The sequence below is a fragment of the Enterobacter sp. MF024 genome, from assembly GCF_005843915.1.
GTDB lineage: Bacteria > Pseudomonadota > Gammaproteobacteria > Enterobacterales > Enterobacteriaceae > Enterobacter > Enterobacter barmai.
The window spans coordinates 140,995-157,754 of the sequence record NZ_VCBB01000015.1 but is presented as its reverse complement, the minus strand read 5'-3'; the positions used below and the strand labels follow the sequence as shown (position 1 = coordinate 157,754).

Here is a 16,760-nt window from a genome sequence, read left to right as displayed (position 1 = left end):
GCGCCGCCGGGCAACACAACTACGCCTGAACCACCCGCTTCACCGCGTTCGCAAAGCGGTTCATCCCTTCGTCGATATCCGCGCTTTCCACCAGCAGCGACGGCGCAAAGCGCATCACGTCCGGTCCGGCGTTGAGCACCATCGCCCCTTCGCTGGCGGCGGCATAGAGGAAATCACGCGCCCGGCCTTTGTACTGCGGCTTCAGCTCGGCGCCAATCAGCAGCCCCATGCCACGGATATCGCTGAAGACATCGTACTGGGCGTCGATCTGTTGGAGATGCTTCACGAACTGCTCGCGCTTCGTATTAACGCCGCTCAGCACTTCCGGAGTATTAATGATATCGAACGCCGCCCCTGCGACCGCGCACGCCAGCGGGTTGCCGCCGTAGGTGGAGCCGTGAGAGCCCACGTGGAACGCCGAGGCGATATCCTGGGTGGTGAGCACCGCGCTGACCGGGAAACCGCCGCCGAGCGCCTTGGCGCTGGTCAGGATGTCCGGCGTCACGCCATAGTGCATATAGGCAAACAGATCCCCGGTGCGCCCCATGCCGCTCTGCACTTCATCAAAGACCAGCAGCGCCTGGTGCTGGTCGCACAGATCGCGCAGTCCCTGCAAAAATTCTGGCGTTGCCGCCATCACGCCGCCTTCGCCCTGGATGGGCTCGACAACTACCGCGCAGGTGTGATCGTCCATCACCGCTTTTACCGCATGCAGATCGTTAAACGGCACGTGGATGATATCGGCCGGTTTCGGGCCAAAGCCGTCGGAATATTTTGGCTGACCGCCCACGGTCACGGTAAACAGCGAACGACCGTGGAACGCGTTATGGAAAGCGATGATTTTGCTTTTAAACGGGCTGTGGCGGGTGGACGCGTAATACCGGGCCAGCTTAAAGGCCGTTTCGTTGGCTTCGGTGCCGGAGTTCATAAACAGCACGCGTTCGGCAAAGGTGGCGTCGATGATTTTACGACCCAGACGTAGCGCGGGTTCGTTGGTAAAGACGTTGCTGGTGTGCCACAGGGTTTCGCCCTGGCTTTTCAGCGCCTCGACCAGCGCCGGGTGACAGTGACCTAACGCCGTCACTGCAATGCCGCCCGCAAAATCAATGTACTCTTTGCCCTGTTGATCCCAGACGCGGCTACCTTTCCCTTTCACCGGAATAAACTCAGCCGGTGCATAAATTGGCAGAATCACCTCATCGAATGTCGCGCGCGTAATTGCAGATTGTTCAGTTGCCATGTAACCCTACCCTTTTTTAAGCAAAAAGCAGAAGTGAAAATATAATCACGAAATATGCTTAAAAAATCACTTCATGGCAACTAAAAATCAACGATTGAGGAAATTAGCCAGCAGCTGGTGGCCCTGCTCGCTGAGAATGCTTTCCGGGTGGAACTGCACCCCCTCCAGATCCCATTCCCGGTGGCGGATACCCATGATCTCCTGCGCTTCGCTCCAGGCGGTGACCTCAAAGCAGTCGGGTAAGGTAGGCGGATCGATGACCAGGGAGTGGTAGCGGGTGACGGTAAGCGGGTTATTCAGGCCAAGGAACACTCCCGTGCCGGTGTGCGTTACCGGGGAGGTTTTGCCGTGCATCACTTTGGCGGCCCGCACGATGGTGGCGCCAAAGACCTGGGCGATGGCCTGATGGCCGAGGCAAACGCCCAGAATGGGTAATTGACCGGCATAGTGGCGGATCACCGCCAGCGAAATGCCGGACTCATCCGGGGTGCAGGGCCCGGGAGAGATCACGATTTTCTGCGGATTGAGCGCCGCGACATCCTCCAGAGAGAGCACGTCGTTGCGCCGGACCTCCACCTCCGCCCCCAGTTCGCAAAAATACTGGTACAGGTTCCAGGTGAAGGAATCGTAGTTATCAATCAGCAGAATCATGGCGGCTCCCGAAAAAATGGCCGCCCTATTCTACTCAGTTTCCCGGGCTTCGCTTACCACTTTACTGAAGATTGCGTTCAACGCGCTCAGATCCCCCATCGCCCCGCTCTGGTTGGCCTGCGCCCACGCCTCAGGATCGATATCGCGCCAGTCGAGCTGATAGCCCGCATGGATCGCCAGCTGCTCAAAGAAGATGCGCTGAACAATGCCGTTGCCGATGCGGAACGGATGCAGGACGTTGATTTCGCAATAGTAGTGGCTGAGACGGTTAATGAAGTCCGCTTTCTCAAGCCCAACGAGATACCCCTCCTCTTCCAGATCCTGCATCAGGGCGTTGCCCTCTTTTTCGATGTAGGCGAAGTGGCAGAAGCGGGTATCGCCCTGGTAGATATCCATTTCACGAATATCACCTGCCCAGTCGAAGATATCCTGATAGATATGCTGATGAATGGCGCACAGATGCGGCAGTCCGCGCAGCAGCGGCCCCAGGCCGAGGGTAGCCGCGCGCAGGGCAGTGAGTTCATACGCCGCCTGCGCAAGACGCTCCGCCTGGCGGATGCCCAGCCGGTTACGCATCACATTCAGTCCGGGATAGAGATAGGGATCGCGATCGTTGCCGTATTTATCGCTCATAGTGCCTCCTGAGCTCCTCAAGACGCAGCTGTGCCTCGTCGGCGCTGAGCGTGACTAGCGGACTGTCGACCCCTTCAAGACGGCGACTGGCCTGAAAATTCGCGTTTCGCTGTTGTTCCCAGAGACGGGATTTTTGTTTCTCAGTGAGTTTTTTCACCTGTTACCTCCCTGCTTGTGCCCGTGTTGCCACAAGTATAAGCAGCAAACTGCGGTTTCGCAGGGAGGTAAAGGCAACGCGGGCAAAGACTGCCCGCGCCATCAGAGATTAAGGCAGGACTTTCGCAGAGAGGATAACTACCGGTTTTGTCGGCACATTCTGGTAAGGGCCGACGTCGTGCGTCTGCACCTGAGAAATTTTATCGGCCACATCCATGCCTTTCACAACTTTACCAAATACCGCATAGCCAAAATCACGCTGGCCGTGGTCGAGGAAGGCGTTGTCCGCCACGTTGAGGAAGAACTGGCTGGTGGCGCTGTCTTTATCGGCAGTACGCGCCATTGAAATGGTGCCGCGGCTGTTGCGCAGGCCGTTATCCGCTTCGTTCTTGATTGGCGGGTTCGGCTGCTTCTGCTGCATCTGCTCGTTGAAGCCGCCGCCCTGCAGCATGAAGCCTGGGATCACACGGTGGAAAGTGGTGCCGTTATAGAAACCGCTGTTCACGTAATCGAGGAAGTTTTTCACAGAAATTGGGGCTTTCTGACTGTTCAGTTCCAGCTCAATGTTGCCGGCAGAGGTGGTCAACAGAACGTGCGGGTCTCCTTTCGCTGCCAGCGCAGCAGGAGAGAGGGCTGAGAGAGCAAGTACAGCCGCGACAGCCGCCAGGGTTGATTTGAGCATGAGAATTCCTTAACAAAGCGCAGTAAAGAAAGCGAATGGCTTGATTCTAAAGAGCAGTATGAACCTAGGCCAGCCATTTACCTAATTTTACCAATTTGAAACAGATGTAACCGCCGGGCAAACTCAGGCCAGCGAAGTTAACGTGATTAATATCACTCTTTTCTATGCAATTGATGAATAATTTATCTTAAAAGATTTAATTAGATCACATTCACGATTAAAATCTGGCCGCCCGCAGCGCAGTCAACGCGCTTTACATCTCTATTCACAGGCCAGTCATGACTAACAGCAATCGTATCAAGCTCACATGGATCAGCTTCTTCTCCTACGCCCTCACCGGTGCGTTGGTAATTGTCACCGGGATGGTGATGGGAAATATCGCAGACTATTTCAACCTGCCCGTTTCCAGCATGAGTAACACCTTTACCTTCCTTAACGCCGGGATCCTGATCTCCATTTTCCTCAATGCCTGGCTGATGGAAATCGTCCCGCTGAAAACCCAGCTGCGTTTTGGCTTTGTGCTGATGGTGCTTGCCGTGGCGGGTCTGATGCTCAGCCACAGCATCGCCCTCTTCTCCGCTGCCATGTTTGTGCTGGGTCTGGTCAGCGGGATCACCATGTCCATCGGGACATTCCTCATCACCCACATGTATGAAGGTCGCCAGCGCGGCGCACGTCTGCTGTTCACCGACTCCTTCTTCAGCATGGCCGGGATGATCTTCCCGATGGTGGCCGCCGCGCTGCTGGCCCGCAGCATCGAGTGGTACTGGGTCTATGCCTGCATCGGTGTGGTCTACGTGGCGATCTTTATTCTGACCTTCGGCTGTGACTTCCCGGTTCTGGGCAAAAAAGCGCAGACCACCAGCGAGCCGGTTGTGAAAGAAAAATGGGGTATTGGCGTCCTGTTCCTCTCCGTTGCCGCCCTGTGCTACATCCTGGGCCAGCTGGGCTTTATCTCCTGGGTGCCGGAGTACGCCAAAGGTCTGGGGATGAGCCTGAACGATGCCGGCAAGCTGGTCAGTGACTTCTGGATGTCGTACATGTTCGGCATGTGGGCGTTCAGCTTTATCCTGCGCTTCTTCGATCTGCAGCGCATCCTCACCGTGCTGGCAGGCGCCGCCACCGTGCTGATGTACCTGTTCATCAACGGTTCCCCGGAGCAGATGCCGTGGTTCATTCTGACGCTCGGCTTCTTCTCCAGCGCCATTTACACCTCGATCATCACCCTGGGCTCCCTGCAGACCAAAGTGGCTTCGCCGAAGCTGGTTAACTTCGTGCTGACCTGCGGCACCATCGGCACCATGCTGACCTTCGTGGTTACCGGCCCGATTGTTGCCCACAGCGGCCCGCTGGCGGCGTTACACACCGCGAACGGCCTCTATGCTGTGGTGTTTGTGATGTGTCTGGTGCTGGGCTTTGTGACCCGCCACCGCCAGCACAACGCGGCAGCAGCGGCACACTAACCCTTAAGCCCCTTTGCGCTCGGTAAAGGGGCTGTTTTTGGTAAAGAACACTTCTTCTCCGCCGCTGTCCGTCTGTACCCAGGTCTGCGCCAGCTGGGTCGTCGCAATCACCCTGCCCTGACGAATCGACCAGCGCACCGGCACCTGGCAGCGCACCGCTTCAAAGCCGCTTTCCGCTGGCAAGATAATTAAGTTTGCCGGGTTCCCCGTTTCGATACCGTAATCGCTCAGCCCAAACGTGCGCGCGCTGTTGTGGGTGATGAGGTTGAGTCCGCTATCAATTTGCTCATAGCCCATCATCTGACAGACGTGCAGCCCCATGTGCAGAACCTGCAGCATATTGCCGGTACCCAGCGGATACCAGGGGTCAAACACGTCGTCATGGCCGAAGCAGACGTTAATCCCCGCCTCCAGCAACTCTTTTACCCGGGTAATGCCGCGCCGCTTCGGATAGTCGTCAAAGCGCCCCTGCAGATGGATATTCACCAGCGGATTGGCGACAAAGTTAATCCCGGAGAGCTTCAGCAGACGAAACAGCCGCGAGGTATAAGCCCCGTTATAGGAGTGCATCGCGGTGGTATGGCTGGCGGTAACGCGCGGGCCGATCCCCGCCTCATACGCCAGCGCGGCAACCGTTTCGACAAACCGCGACTGCTCGTCGTCGATCTCATCGCAGTGAATATCCAGCGGACGGTCGTACTTCTTCGCCAGTTCAAAGGCGATATGCAGCGACTGCACGCCATATTCCCGGGTGAACTCAAAGTGCGGGATGGCGCCTACCACGTCAGCCCCCAGCCGTAACGCCTCCTCCAGCAGTGCGGCGCCGTTGGGATAGGAGAGGATCCCCTCCTGCGGGAACGCGACGATTTGCAGGTCGACCCAGGGCGCGACCTCCTGCTTCACCTCCAGCATCGCCTTCAGGGCGGTGAGGGTCGGATCCGAGACATCCACATGGGTGCGTACAAACTGGATGCCGTTGGCGATCTGCCACTTCAGGGTCTTCCAGGCCCGGGCTTTAACATCCTCGTGGCTGAGCAGCGCCTTGCGCTCTGCCCATCTTTCGATGCCCTCGAACAGCGTCCCGGACTGGTTCCAGTTCGGCTCACCCGCGGTCTGGGTGGTATCCAGGTGGATATGCGGCTCGATAAAGGGCGGAATGGCCAGCCCGCCGCGAGCGTTTAACACCTCATAGCTCTCGCTCTGCTTCTCGCCCGTTGGGGTGATTTCGCCAAAACGACCGTTCTCAATAGCCAGTTGCCATAAGCCATCCCGTCCCGGTAAACGGACGTTCTGGATAAGCCAAAGCGGTGCTGTAGACATCATGTTCTCCCTAAAATGAGGGCTGAAATTCAGGAGTAGCTGAAATTAAAAATTAGCCTCCTATTTTGTACACAAAACCATCTATTACGAAAAGCCTGAGATTTCCACTACTTAGAAAAAACCTGACAAATCAACAAACTACCCACTAAGGAGTAGTTGAAGGCGTATTTGATTTGCATCAATAAGCGGCTTTGCTGAATCGTTAAGGTAGGCAGTAATAGAAAAGAAATCGAGGCAAAAATGAGCAAAGTCAGACTCGCTATCATCGGTAACGGCATGGTCGGCCACCGCTTTATTGAGGATCTCCTTGATAAAGCCGATGCCAACCGGTTCGACATTACCGTGTTCTGTGAAGAACCCCGTAAGGCGTACGACCGCGTGCACCTCTCCTCCTATTTCTCTCACCACACCGCCGAAGAGCTCTCTTTAGTGCGCGAAGGTTTTTACGAGAAACATGGCGTGAAGGTTCTGGTGGGCGAGCGCGCTATCACCATCAACCGTCAGGAAAAAGTGATTCATTCCAGTGCGGGACGCACGGTTTTTTACGACAAGCTGATCATGGCGACTGGCTCATACCCGTGGATCCCGCCGATCAAAGGGTCTGAAACTCAGGATTGCTTCGTCTATCGCACCATTGAAGATCTGAACGCCATTGAATCCTGCGCCCGTCGCAGCAAACGCGGCGCGGTTGTCGGCGGCGGCCTGCTCGGCCTCGAAGCCGCTGGCGCGCTGAAAAACTTAGGTGTTGAAACCCACGTCATCGAATTTGCCCCGATGCTGATGGCAGAGCAGCTCGACCACATGGGTGGCGAGCAGCTGAAACGCAAAATTGAAAGCATGGGTGTGAAAGTTCACACCAGCAAAAATACCAAAGAGATCGTGCAGGAAGGCACCGAAGCGCGTAAAACCATGCGCTTCGCCGACGGCAGCGAGCTGGAAGTCGACTTTATCGTCTTCTCAACCGGTATTCGCCCGCGCGACAAGCTGGCCACCCAGTGCGGTCTGGCCGTTGCCCAGCGCGGCGGGATCATGATCAACTCCACCTGCCAGACCTCCGATCCGGATATCTACGCCATCGGTGAATGCGCCAGCTGGGAAAATCACGTCTACGGTCTGGTTGCCCCGGGCTACAAGATGGCGCAGGTGACTGCCGACCATATCCTCGGCAATGAAAACGCCTTCACCGGCGCGGACATGAGCGCCAAGCTGAAGCTGCTGGGCGTGGACGTAGGCGGTATCGGCGATGCGCACGGTCGCACGCCGAACTCCCGCAGCTACGTCTACCTCGACGAAAGCAAAGAAGTTTATAAACGTCTTATCGTCAGCCCGGATAACAAAACCCTGCTCGGCGCGGTGCTGGTGGGTGATACCAGCGATTTCGGCAACCTGCTGCAGCTGGTGCTGAACGCCATTGAGCTGCCGGAGAATCCGGACGCGCTGATCCTGCCAGCCCACGCGGCCAGCGGCAAGCCGTCCATCGGGGTTGATAAGCTGCCGGACAGCGCGCAGATTTGCTCCTGCTTCGACGTCACTAAAGGCATGCTGGTTGCCGCCATCAACAAAGGCTGCCACACCGTTGCGGCGCTGAAAGCTGAAACCAAAGCCGGTACCGGCTGCGGCGGCTGTATCCCGCTGGTGACCCAGGTGCTGAACGCCGAGCTGGCGAAACAGGGCATCGAAGTCAACAACAACCTGTGCGAGCACTTCGCTTACTCTCGCCAGGAGCTGTACCACCTGATCCGCGTTGAAGGCATCAAATCTTTCGACGAGCTGCTGCAAAAACACGGCCAGGGCTATGGCTGTGAAGTCTGTAAACCGACCGTCGGTTCTCTGCTGGCCTCGTGCTGGAATGAGTACGTGCTCAAGCCGCAGCACACCCCGCTGCAGGACACCAACGACAACTTCCTGGCGAACATCCAGAAAGACGGTACCTACTCCGTGATTCCACGTTCTGCCGGCGGTGAAATCACCCCGGAAGGGCTGGTGGCTGTCGGTCGCATCGCACGCGAATTTAACCTTTACACCAAAATCACCGGTTCCCAGCGTATCGGCCTGTTTGGTGCGCAGAAAGACGACCTGCCGGAAATCTGGCGTCAGCTGATTGAAGCGGGCTTCGAAACCGGTCACGCCTATGCCAAAGCGCTGCGCATGGCGAAAACCTGCGTCGGCAGCACCTGGTGCCGCTACGGCGTCGGCGACAGCGTCGGCTTCGGCGTCGAGCTGGAAAACCGCTACAAAGGCATCCGCACTCCGCACAAAATGAAGTTCGGCGTCTCTGGCTGTACCCGTGAATGTGCTGAAGCGCAGGGTAAAGACGTGGGGATCATCGCCACTGAGAAAGGCTGGAACCTGTATGTCTGTGGTAACGGCGGGATGAAACCGCGTCACGCGGACCTGCTGGCGGCGGATATCGACCGTGAAACGCTGATTAAGTACCTCGACCGCTTCATGATGTTCTACATCCGTACCGCGGACAAACTGACCCGTACCGCGCCGTGGCTGGATAACCTGGAAGGCGGCATTGACTACCTGAAGTCCGTTATCATCGACGACAAGCTGGGCCTGAACGCGACGCTGGAAGAAGAGATGGCTCGCCTGCGCGATGCCGTGATTTGCGAATGGACCGAAACCGTCAACACCCCGTCGGCGCAGGTTCGCTTCAAACACTTTATCAACAGCAACCAGCGCGACCCGAGCGTGCAGGTCGTGCCTGAGCGCGAACAGCATCGTCCGGCGACGCCGTATGAACGCATTCCGGTGACTCTGGTGGAGGAAAACGCATGAGCCAGTGGGTAAACATCTGCAAAATCGACGAGATCCTGCCAGCCACCGGCGTGTGTGCGCTGTTGGGTCATGAGCAGGTTGCCATTTTCCGTCCACGTCACGACGAACAGGTTTTTGCCATCAGCAATATCGACCCGTTCTTTGAGGCCAGCGTGCTTTCCCGCGGGATCATCGCGGAACATCAGGGCGAGCTGTGGGTTGCCAGCCCGCTGAAAAAGCAGCGTTTCCGCCTGAGCGACGGCCACTGCATGGAAGATGAGAGCCACTCCGTGAAGCACTATGACGTCCGCGTCAAAGACGGCAAGGTGCAGCTGAGAGGCTGATTGATACGGGGGCGCAATGCCCCCGCTTTTAAATGTTCTCCCGTTCGGGAGCTTTTCAACTTTTTACACGAAATCATTTGTGCTGCATCGCGGCGGCAACTGAACGAATCCCCAGGAGCATAGTTCACTATGTGACTGGGGTGAGTGAAGGCAGCCAACAAAGAGGCAGCGCGAAGGATAAAGTGTAATGGATAATCAAATGTTTACAGACACTATTAATAAGTGTGCGGCTAACGCTGCGCGCATCGCACGCCTCAGCAAAAATAGTCCTCTCGGATTCTGGATCAGTTCCGCGATGGCCGGTGCTTATGTGGGCCTGGGGATCATTTTAATTTTCACCCTCGGTAATCTCGTCGACCCATCCGTTCGTCCGCTGGTGATGGGCGCTACCTTCGGGATCGCGCTGACCCTGGTCATCATCGCAGGTTCTGAGCTTTTCACCGGTCACACCATGTTCCTGACGCTGGGCGTGAAAGCCGGCACCATCACCCAGGGCCAGATGTGGGGCATTCTGCCGCAGACCTGGCTCGGTAACCTGGTGGGCTCCGTGTTTGTCGCGCTGCTTTACTGCTGGGGTGGCGGTAGCCTGCTGCCGGTGGATACCAGCCTCGTTCACACCGTCGCTCTGGCGAAAACCACCGCCCCGGCGATGGTCCTGTTCTTTAAAGGCGCGCTCTGTAACTGGCTGGTGTGTCTTGCGATCTGGATGGCAATCCGTACTGAAGGTGCCGCGAAGTTCATCGCGATCTGGTGGTGCCTGCTGGCCTTTATCGCCTCCGGTTACGAACACTCCGTTGCCAACATGACGTTGTTTGCCCTTTCCTGGTTTGGTCACCACAGCGAAGCCTATACCCTGTCAGGCATCGGCCATAACCTGTTGTGGGTAACGCTTGGCAATACCCTTTCTGGGGTTGTATTTATGGGTTGGGGTTACTGGTATGCTACCCCTAAAGCGGAGCGTCCGACTCCTGCCACCATCGCAACCGTTCAGGCGAAAGCCAACCAGTAAGAAGAGGTAATGTCGTGGATCACCTGCCAATATTCTGTCAATTACGCAATCGTGACTGCCTGCTCGTGGGCGGTGGCGATGTGGCTGAACGTAAAGCCCGCCTGCTGTTAGACGCAGGTGCCCGACTCACCGTAAACGCCCTCGACTTCGCCCCGCAGTTTACCGTGTGGGCGCAGGAAGGGATGCTCACCCTCGTTGAGGGTGAGTTCAACGAATCTCTGCTCGATACCTGCTGGCTGACCATTGCCGCTACCGACGACGATGTGGTTAACCAGCGCGTCAGCGACGCCTGTGAAACCCGGCGGATCTTCTGCAACGTGGTGGATGCGCCGAAAGAGGCGAGTTTCATCATGCCGTCGATTATCGACCGCTCGCCGCTGATGGTCGCCGTCTCCTCCGGCGGTACCTCGCCGGTGCTGGCGCGCCTGCTGCGCGAAAAGCTCGAAGCCATTCTGCCGCAGCACTTAGGCCATGTAGCCCACTATGCGGGGCAGTTGCGCGCCCGGGTGAAAAAGCAGTACGCCACCGTCGGCGAACGCCGCCGCTTCTGGGAAAAATTCTTTGTCAACGACCGGCTGGCGCAGTCGCTGGCTAACCAGGATCGCAAAGCCGTGGATGACACCACCGAGCAGCTGCTGAGTGCACCGCTCGATCACCGTGGCGAGGTGGTGCTGGTGGGCGCAGGTCCGGGCGATGCCGGCCTATTAACCCTGAAAGGGCTGCAGCAGATCCAGCAGGCGGATATCGTGGTTTATGACCGTCTGGTCTCTGATGACATCATGAACCTGGTGCGCCGGGATGCCGACCGGGTGTTTGTCGGCAAGCGCGCCGGATATCACTGCGTACCGCAGGAAGAGATTAACCAGATCCTGCTGCGTGAAGCGCAAAAGGGGAAACGCGTGGTGCGTCTGAAAGGCGGCGATCCCTTTATCTTCGGGCGCGGCGGCGAAGAGCTGGAGACGCTGTGTGACGCAGGCATTCCGTTCTCGGTGGTGCCGGGCATTACCGCCGCCTCTGGCTGCTCGGCCTATTCCGGTATCCCACTGACCCACCGTGAATACGCCCAAAGCGTGCGTCTGGTTACCGGCCACCTGAAAACCGGCTGCGAACTGGACTGGCATAACCTGGCCGCGGAAAAACAGACCCTTGTGTTCTATATGGGGCTGAACCAGGCGGCGACCATTCAGGCGAAACTGCTTGAACACGGCATGGATGCAGAAATGCCGGTTGCGCTGGTGGAGAACGGCACGTCGATCAAACAGCGTGTGGTCAGCGGCGTGTTAACCCAGTTGGGCGAGCTTGCCCAACAGGTTGAAAGCCCGGCGCTGATCGTCGTAGGCCGCGTGGTGGCGCTGCGTGACAGACTCAACTGGTTCTCCAACCACTAAGCCAGACTGAACATATTTCCCGCGAAATGAGTAGTCCTGTTATGGACTACTCCTCTCTTACCCCTGTCGATAACATACCTTCCGCGAAAGCACATTTTCATATATTCCCTCATGTTACAGACAAGGAAGCGTTATGTTCAAACTGGCAAAGATTGCCCTGGTTGCAGGCATCTTAACGACTCTGACGGCATGTACCGGCCGTGTTGAAAACACCAAAAATAACTGCAGCTACGATTACCTGCTGCACCCGGCGATCTCTATCTCCAAGATCATCGGCGGCTGTGGCCCGGCAGCGAGTCAGTAAACGTTTTTCAGGCATAAAAAAACCGGGGAGTTCCCGGTTTTTTTTCGCAGAGTGGCGCTATTACACTACCCCGTAGGCCGGGTAAGGCGAAGCCGCCACCCGGCAAACAAGCTTAAGGTTTCGCCACAAACCCAATCGCTTCGTACACCGCTTTCAGCGTTTCAGAGGCGCGTGCGCTGGCCTTCTCGGCCCCCTCTTTCATCACTTTCTGCAGGAAGGCTTCGTCATTACGGAACTGGTGATAACGCGCCTGCAGTTCGGTCAACATGCCGGAAACCGCGTCAGCCACTTCGCCTTTCAGATGACCATACATTTTGCCTTCGAAGTGCTGCTCCAGCTCAGGAATGCTGCGCCCCGTCACGGCGGAGAGAATATCCAGCAGGTTAGAGACGCCCGCTTTGTTCTGCACGTCGTAACGCACCACAGGCGGCTCGTCCGAGTCGGTAACCGCACGCTTGAGCTTCTTAACCACCGCTTTTGGATCTTCCAGCAGGCCGATAACGTTGTTGCGGTTATCGTCTGACTTGGACATCTTCTTGGTTGGTTCCAGCAGGGACATCACGCGAGCGCCGGACTTCGGAATAAACGGCTCTGGCACCTTGAAGATGTCGCCGTAGATTGCATTGAAGCGCTGGGCGACATCGCGGCTCAGCTCCAGGTGCTGCTTCTGATCTTCACCCACCGGAACCTGGTTGGTCTGGTACAGCAGGATGTCAGCGGCCATCAGCACCGGATAGTCGAACAGACCGGCGTTGATGTTTTCGGCGTAACGGGAAGATTTATCCTTGAACTGGGTCATACGGCTCAGTTCGCCGAAATAGGTGTAGCAGTTCAGGGCCCAGCCCAGCTGCGCGTGTTCCGGCACATGGGACTGAACGAAAATGGTGCTTTTCTCAGGATCGATACCGCAGGCCAGATAGAGCGCAAGGGTGTCGAGCGTCGCTTTACGCAACTGCTGCGGATCCTGGCGCACGGTAATGGCGTGCTGGTCAACGATGCAGTAGATACAGTGATACTCATCCTGCATGTTCACCCACTGACGCAGCGCACCCATATAGTTGCCAATGGTCAGTTCACCTGAGGGCTGTGCGCCACTAAATACGATGGGCTTAGTCATTTTTCAATTCCTGATTTTCACTGTGCGAAAGCCCGAGAACGGGCAGTAAATCTTTGAAGTGGTCGAAGACAAAATCCGGCTCACTCAGCGTAATGGATTCACCGTAGTTATAACCATAGGTGAGGCCAACGGACGGGCAGCCTGCGGCCCTGGCAGCCAGAATATCATTGCGCGAATCACCTACAAAGAGCAGTGCTTCAGGCGATAAAGATAATTTTCCTGCCACCAGCAGTAGCGGTTCGGGATGCGGCTTCTTGTTCTGCACGTCATCGCCACCGACAATCACCGAGAAATAGTGGGCAATATCCAGCGCTTCCAGCAACGGCGCGACGAACGCTGTCGGCTTATTGGTCACCAGCGCCAGCGGCATACCCTTAGCATGCAGCGCGCCCAGCGTACCGGCCACATCCGGGAACAGGAAGCTGCCCTCTTCCACCGTCTCTTCATAAAAACGGTTAAACAGCTTACGCAGGACACGAACCTGCTCTTCCTGCGGGATATCCGCATGATCGACACCCGGCTTGCCCTGCGCCGCACGTTGGATCGCCCGTTCCTGACGCGCCCAGGTCAGCGCGCGTTCCATCAGCACGTCCGCCCCGTTACCGATCCACGTAACCACGCGCTCTTCGCCCGCGACCGGCAGTTCCAGCGCGTACAGCGCCTGATCCACTGCCGCTGTTAAACCCGGCGCGCTGTCCACCAGCGTGCCGTCGAGGTCAAATGCAACGCCCCGAATTGCCTGCAAATTATCCATGACTTACCTTCGCCAGTTCACTGCGCATTTCATCAATGACTTTTTTGTAGTCCGGCTGATCGAAAATAGCCGAACCCGCGACAAACATATCCGCGCCCGCCGCAGCGATTTCGCCGATGTTGTTGACCTTCACGCCGCCATCCACTTCGAGGCGGATATCAAAGCCAGACTCGTCGATACGGCGGCGCACTTCACGCAGCTTATCCAGCGTTTGTGGAATGAAGGACTGCCCGCCAAAGCCCGGGTTCACGGACATCAGCAGGATCACGTCCAGCTTGTCCATCACGTAATCAAGGTAGCTCAGCGGCGTGGCCGGGTTAAAGACCAGGCCCGCCTTACAACCGTGCTCTTTGATCAGCTGCAGCGTGCGGTCAACGTGTTCGGAGGCTTCAGGATGGAAGGTGATGATGCTGGCGCCCGCGGCGGCAAAATCCGGCACGATGCGATCAACCGGCTTCACCATCAGATGCACATCAATGGGTGCGGTGACGCCATAGTTGCGCAGCGCCTTCAGGACCATCGGGCCGATGGTCAGGTTAGGCACGTAGTGGTTATCCATAACGTCGAAATGAACGACATCCGCACCGGCAGCCAGGGCTTTCGCGGTGTCTTCGCCCAGCCGGGCAAAATCAGCCGAAAGAATTGAGGGTGCAATCAAATACTGTTTCATCCGCATCTCCTTGAACTTTGTTTAACGGCGGGCGAAACGGCTCAGGGCAGATAGAGAGCCAGCAGTTCGTCCACCTTTTTACGTGTACCGCCGTTGCTGCTGATGCTGCGCCGGACCTTGACCTGAAAATGCTCAGCGGCCTTGTACCATTCGCGCGTATCGGGCGTGTCGTGATTCGAAATTAACACCGGGATACTTTTGCTGACCAGTTTTTCCGCCATCTCCGCCAGACGCGCCTGCTCGGCGGGACTGAAGCTGTTGGTATGATAGGCGGTGAAGTTCGCCGTTGCCGACAGTGGAGCATAAGGCGGATCGCAGTAGACCACCGAGTTGGCGTCAGCTTTATCCATACACTCTTCATACGAGAGGCAATGGAACTCCGCATTCTGCGCTTTTTCAGCAAAGTGATACAGTTCAGCCTGCGGGAAGTACGGGCGCTTGTAGCGACCAAAGGGCACGTTGAATTCACCACGCAGGTTATACCGGCACAGGCCGTTGTAGCCATGGCGGTTAAGATAGAGGAACAACAGCGCACGGCGGAACTTGTCCTGGCTCTGATTAAACTCAGCGCGATGCTGATAGTAAACGTCCGGGTTGTTGTTCTCTGGCGTAAACAGCTTGCGCGCCTCATCGACGTACTCATCGGTACGCTCTTTTACGATGGTATAGAGGCTGATCAGATCGCTGTTGATATCCGCAAGGATATAGCGGGAGTAGTGGGTATTGAGAAATACCGAGCCCGCGCCAACAAAGGGTTCGACAAGACACTCGCCGTCTGGCAGGTGTTTTTGAATATCATCGAGCAGGGGGTATTTCCCCCCTGCCCATTTCAGAAAAGCGCGATTTTTTTTCATGCTGACTAACTGATTACACCTTCTCCGGCTGTGGAGAAAGCTCCGACAGCATCCTGCGCTTCACAGATTACTTCAAATCGGACTGAACCTGACGGATCGGCTTCGCCCACGGATTTTTCGCCTGAACGTCGGCTGGCAGCGTGGCAACCGCGCGTTTTGCTTCATCTTTAGAAGAGTACACACCGCTCACCAGCACATACCATGGCTGACCGTTACGGGTGGTCTCGTAAACAACGAAGTTTTTCAGGTTTGATTTTTTCGCCCAGCCGTTGAGGTTGTCATAGCTGGAAGAGCTGCTCAGCTGCAACGTGTAGTTGCTGGACGGCGCAGACTTCAGTGAACTCACATTCCCTGTAGATTTACCGGTGCTGGCAGAAGCCGCAGGCGCGGTTGCAGCTGGCGTCGAGGCGGTAGCCGTCGCTTTCGGTGCCGTCACGGTTGCCGCTGGCGCTTTGGCCGGGGCGCTGGTTGCCGTTTCAGTGTGCTTCGGCTGCGCGGCGGCTTTCGGCGTTTCGGCTTTGGCAACTGGCTGTGGCTTCACTTCACGCTTCGGCTCGATAACCGTCTGCTTACGTTCCTGATGCTGTGCAGGTTTAGTCTGACGTGGCGCAGTTTCTGTAGCCGCCGTCTGCTGCTGCCCGGTGGCACCACGAACTGGCGCGACGGTCGCAGGCTCGGTCGGCAGCGTAGAGTTCACCACCACGTTGTTGACCTGCTGCTGCGTCAGGGCATTATTCAGATCGCCCTGCACTTCAACACGCTGCTGGCCTTCCGGGGTCGCCGGAGACTGGCCCTGAGTTGGCGTGGAGGCAACCGGCGGCAGAGAGATCTCCTGCTGGTTATTCCCGGCAGTATTCTCTGCAGAAGTGGTACCCGGCGCAGGCTGGGTGCCATTCGCCTGATCGGCAGCACTGCCGGAGAGATCGATGCTCTTCTCGCCGGACGCGGTTTGTTCAGCAGGCGTGGTTGACGGGGCTTTGAGTGCCGAGCCGACGCCGATAATCAGCAGCAGCAGGACCAGCACACCCAGGCCCATCATAATGTACTGGCGGGAGGCGGGCTTCGCCGGAGCGGCTTTACGCTTACGCGGGCGACGCTCTACGGGCTCTTCGTCCATTGAATCTTCTTCGGACTCATAATCCTCTTCTTCACGCTCGTCGCGGGCGGCGCGGCCACGCGAAGGACGAGGATCGTCATTGTCCAGATCGACCTCATCAAAGTTAATTTGCGGATCGTTATCACGTTCTGAAGACTGGCGAGTACGACCAGTACGACGATCGCTGGGATCGGGTTTCAGCTCGTCTTCTGGTTTGAATTCATCCATTTAACACCCCACTAAAAGGCTTATGCCTACAACTTTGCACATCACCTGAAGCAAACTGGCTACGTGTTACCGCAGCCGGACCTTTCTA

At 56.9% G+C, this 16,760-nt stretch carries 17 protein-coding genes; 6 read left to right on the top strand and 11 right to left on the bottom strand.

Annotation, left to right across the window (positions count from 1 at the left end):
• Window positions 1-19: 19 nt before the first annotated feature.
• The 5 genes from FFB58_RS19680 to ppiA form a co-directional block, all read right to left on the bottom strand.
• Entirely contained in the window at window positions 20-1,240 is a 1,221-nt protein-coding gene (locus FFB58_RS19680) for an aspartate aminotransferase family protein (protein WP_039031537.1), read from the bottom strand.
• Window positions 1,241-1,327: 87 nt separating this feature from the next.
• The gene (pabA, locus tag FFB58_RS19675; protein ID WP_138370779.1) at window positions 1,328-1,891 is read right to left on the bottom strand and encodes an aminodeoxychorismate synthase component 2; all 564 of its coding nucleotides are present in this window, start codon (window positions 1,889-1,891) and stop codon (window positions 1,328-1,330) included.
• A 30-nt stretch (window positions 1,892-1,921) separates the two neighbouring features.
• Window positions 1,922-2,524: a putative adenosine monophosphate-protein transferase Fic gene (locus tag FFB58_RS19670; protein WP_039031535.1), complete on the bottom strand. Its 603-nt coding sequence runs from the start codon at window positions 2,522-2,524 to the stop codon at window positions 1,922-1,924.
• Entirely contained in the window at window positions 2,514-2,681 is a 168-nt protein-coding gene (locus tag FFB58_RS19665) for a YhfG family protein (RefSeq protein ID WP_138370778.1), read from the bottom strand. Before FFB58_RS19665 ends, FFB58_RS19670 begins: the two co-directional genes overlap by 11 nt.
• 108 nt (window positions 2,682-2,789) lie before the next feature.
• Window positions 2,790-3,362, bottom strand: a complete 573-nt coding sequence (gene ppiA, locus FFB58_RS19660; protein WP_039031534.1) for a peptidylprolyl isomerase A — start codon at window positions 3,360-3,362, stop codon at window positions 2,790-2,792.
• Between the two features lie 278 nt (window positions 3,363-3,640).
• Between ppiA and tsgA the strand changes: the two genes are divergently transcribed.
• A complete protein-coding gene (gene tsgA, locus FFB58_RS19655; protein WP_039031533.1) occupies window positions 3,641-4,825 on the top strand; it encodes an MFS transporter TsgA in 1,185 nt (394 codons plus the stop codon).
• Window positions 4,826-4,828: 3 nt separating this feature from the next.
• On the opposite strand, the gene FFB58_RS19650 is transcribed toward tsgA, so the two are convergent.
• Window positions 4,829-6,145 carry a cytosine deaminase gene (locus FFB58_RS19650; RefSeq protein WP_138370777.1) on the bottom strand — a complete coding sequence of 439 codons (1,317 nt, stop codon included), beginning with the start codon at window positions 6,143-6,145 and terminating at the stop codon, window positions 4,829-4,831.
• A 240-nt stretch (window positions 6,146-6,385) separates the two neighbouring features.
• On the opposite strand from FFB58_RS19650, the gene nirB reads away from it, so the two are divergent.
• The 5 genes from nirB (at window position 6,386) to FFB58_RS19625 (ending at window position 11,953) form a co-directional block, all read left to right on the top strand.
• Window positions 6,386-8,929 carry a nitrite reductase large subunit NirB gene (gene nirB / locus FFB58_RS19645; RefSeq protein ID WP_138370776.1) on the top strand — a complete coding sequence of 848 codons (2,544 nt, stop codon included), beginning with the start codon at window positions 6,386-6,388 and terminating at the stop codon, window positions 8,927-8,929.
• Window positions 8,926-9,252, top strand: a complete 327-nt coding sequence (gene nirD / locus FFB58_RS19640; RefSeq protein WP_039031530.1) for a nitrite reductase small subunit NirD — start codon at window positions 8,926-8,928, stop codon at window positions 9,250-9,252. Before nirB ends, nirD begins: the two co-directional genes overlap by 4 nt.
• Before the next feature lie 199 nt (window positions 9,253-9,451).
• A complete protein-coding gene (nirC, locus tag FFB58_RS19635; protein WP_138370775.1) occupies window positions 9,452-10,261 on the top strand; it encodes a nitrite transporter NirC in 810 nt (269 codons plus the stop codon).
• A gap of 14 nt (window positions 10,262-10,275) precedes the next feature.
• Complete coding sequence (gene cysG / locus FFB58_RS19630) at window positions 10,276-11,649, top strand: siroheme synthase CysG (RefSeq protein ID WP_138370774.1); 1,374 nt, start codon at window positions 10,276-10,278, stop codon at window positions 11,647-11,649.
• A 133-nt stretch (window positions 11,650-11,782) separates the two neighbouring features.
• A complete protein-coding gene (locus tag FFB58_RS19625; RefSeq protein WP_039031528.1) occupies window positions 11,783-11,953 on the top strand; it encodes a YhfL family protein in 171 nt (56 codons plus the stop codon).
• A gap of 112 nt (window positions 11,954-12,065) precedes the next feature.
• Here FFB58_RS19625 and trpS read toward each other — a convergent pair whose 3' ends face one another.
• The 5 genes from trpS to damX form a co-directional block, all read right to left on the bottom strand.
• On the bottom strand, window positions 12,066-13,070 hold the full coding sequence (gene trpS, locus FFB58_RS19620; protein ID WP_039031527.1) for a tryptophan--tRNA ligase: 1,005 nt from the start codon (window positions 13,068-13,070) through the stop codon (window positions 12,066-12,068).
• Window positions 13,063-13,824, bottom strand: a complete 762-nt coding sequence (gph, locus tag FFB58_RS19615; protein WP_039031526.1) for a phosphoglycolate phosphatase — start codon at window positions 13,822-13,824, stop codon at window positions 13,063-13,065. Before gph ends, trpS begins: the two co-directional genes overlap by 8 nt.
• Complete coding sequence (rpe, locus tag FFB58_RS19610; RefSeq protein ID WP_039031525.1) at window positions 13,817-14,494, bottom strand: ribulose-phosphate 3-epimerase; 678 nt, start codon at window positions 14,492-14,494, stop codon at window positions 13,817-13,819. The genes gph and rpe overlap by 8 nt, the downstream gene beginning before the upstream one ends.
• 41 nt (window positions 14,495-14,535) lie before the next feature.
• Entirely contained in the window at window positions 14,536-15,348 is an 813-nt protein-coding gene (dam, locus tag FFB58_RS19605) for an adenine-specific DNA-methyltransferase (protein WP_039031524.1), read from the bottom strand.
• A 67-nt stretch (window positions 15,349-15,415) separates the two neighbouring features.
• A complete protein-coding gene (gene damX / locus FFB58_RS19600) occupies window positions 15,416-16,672 on the bottom strand; it encodes a cell division protein DamX (RefSeq protein WP_138370773.1) in 1,257 nt (418 codons plus the stop codon).
• Window positions 16,673-16,760 lie beyond the last annotated feature (88 nt).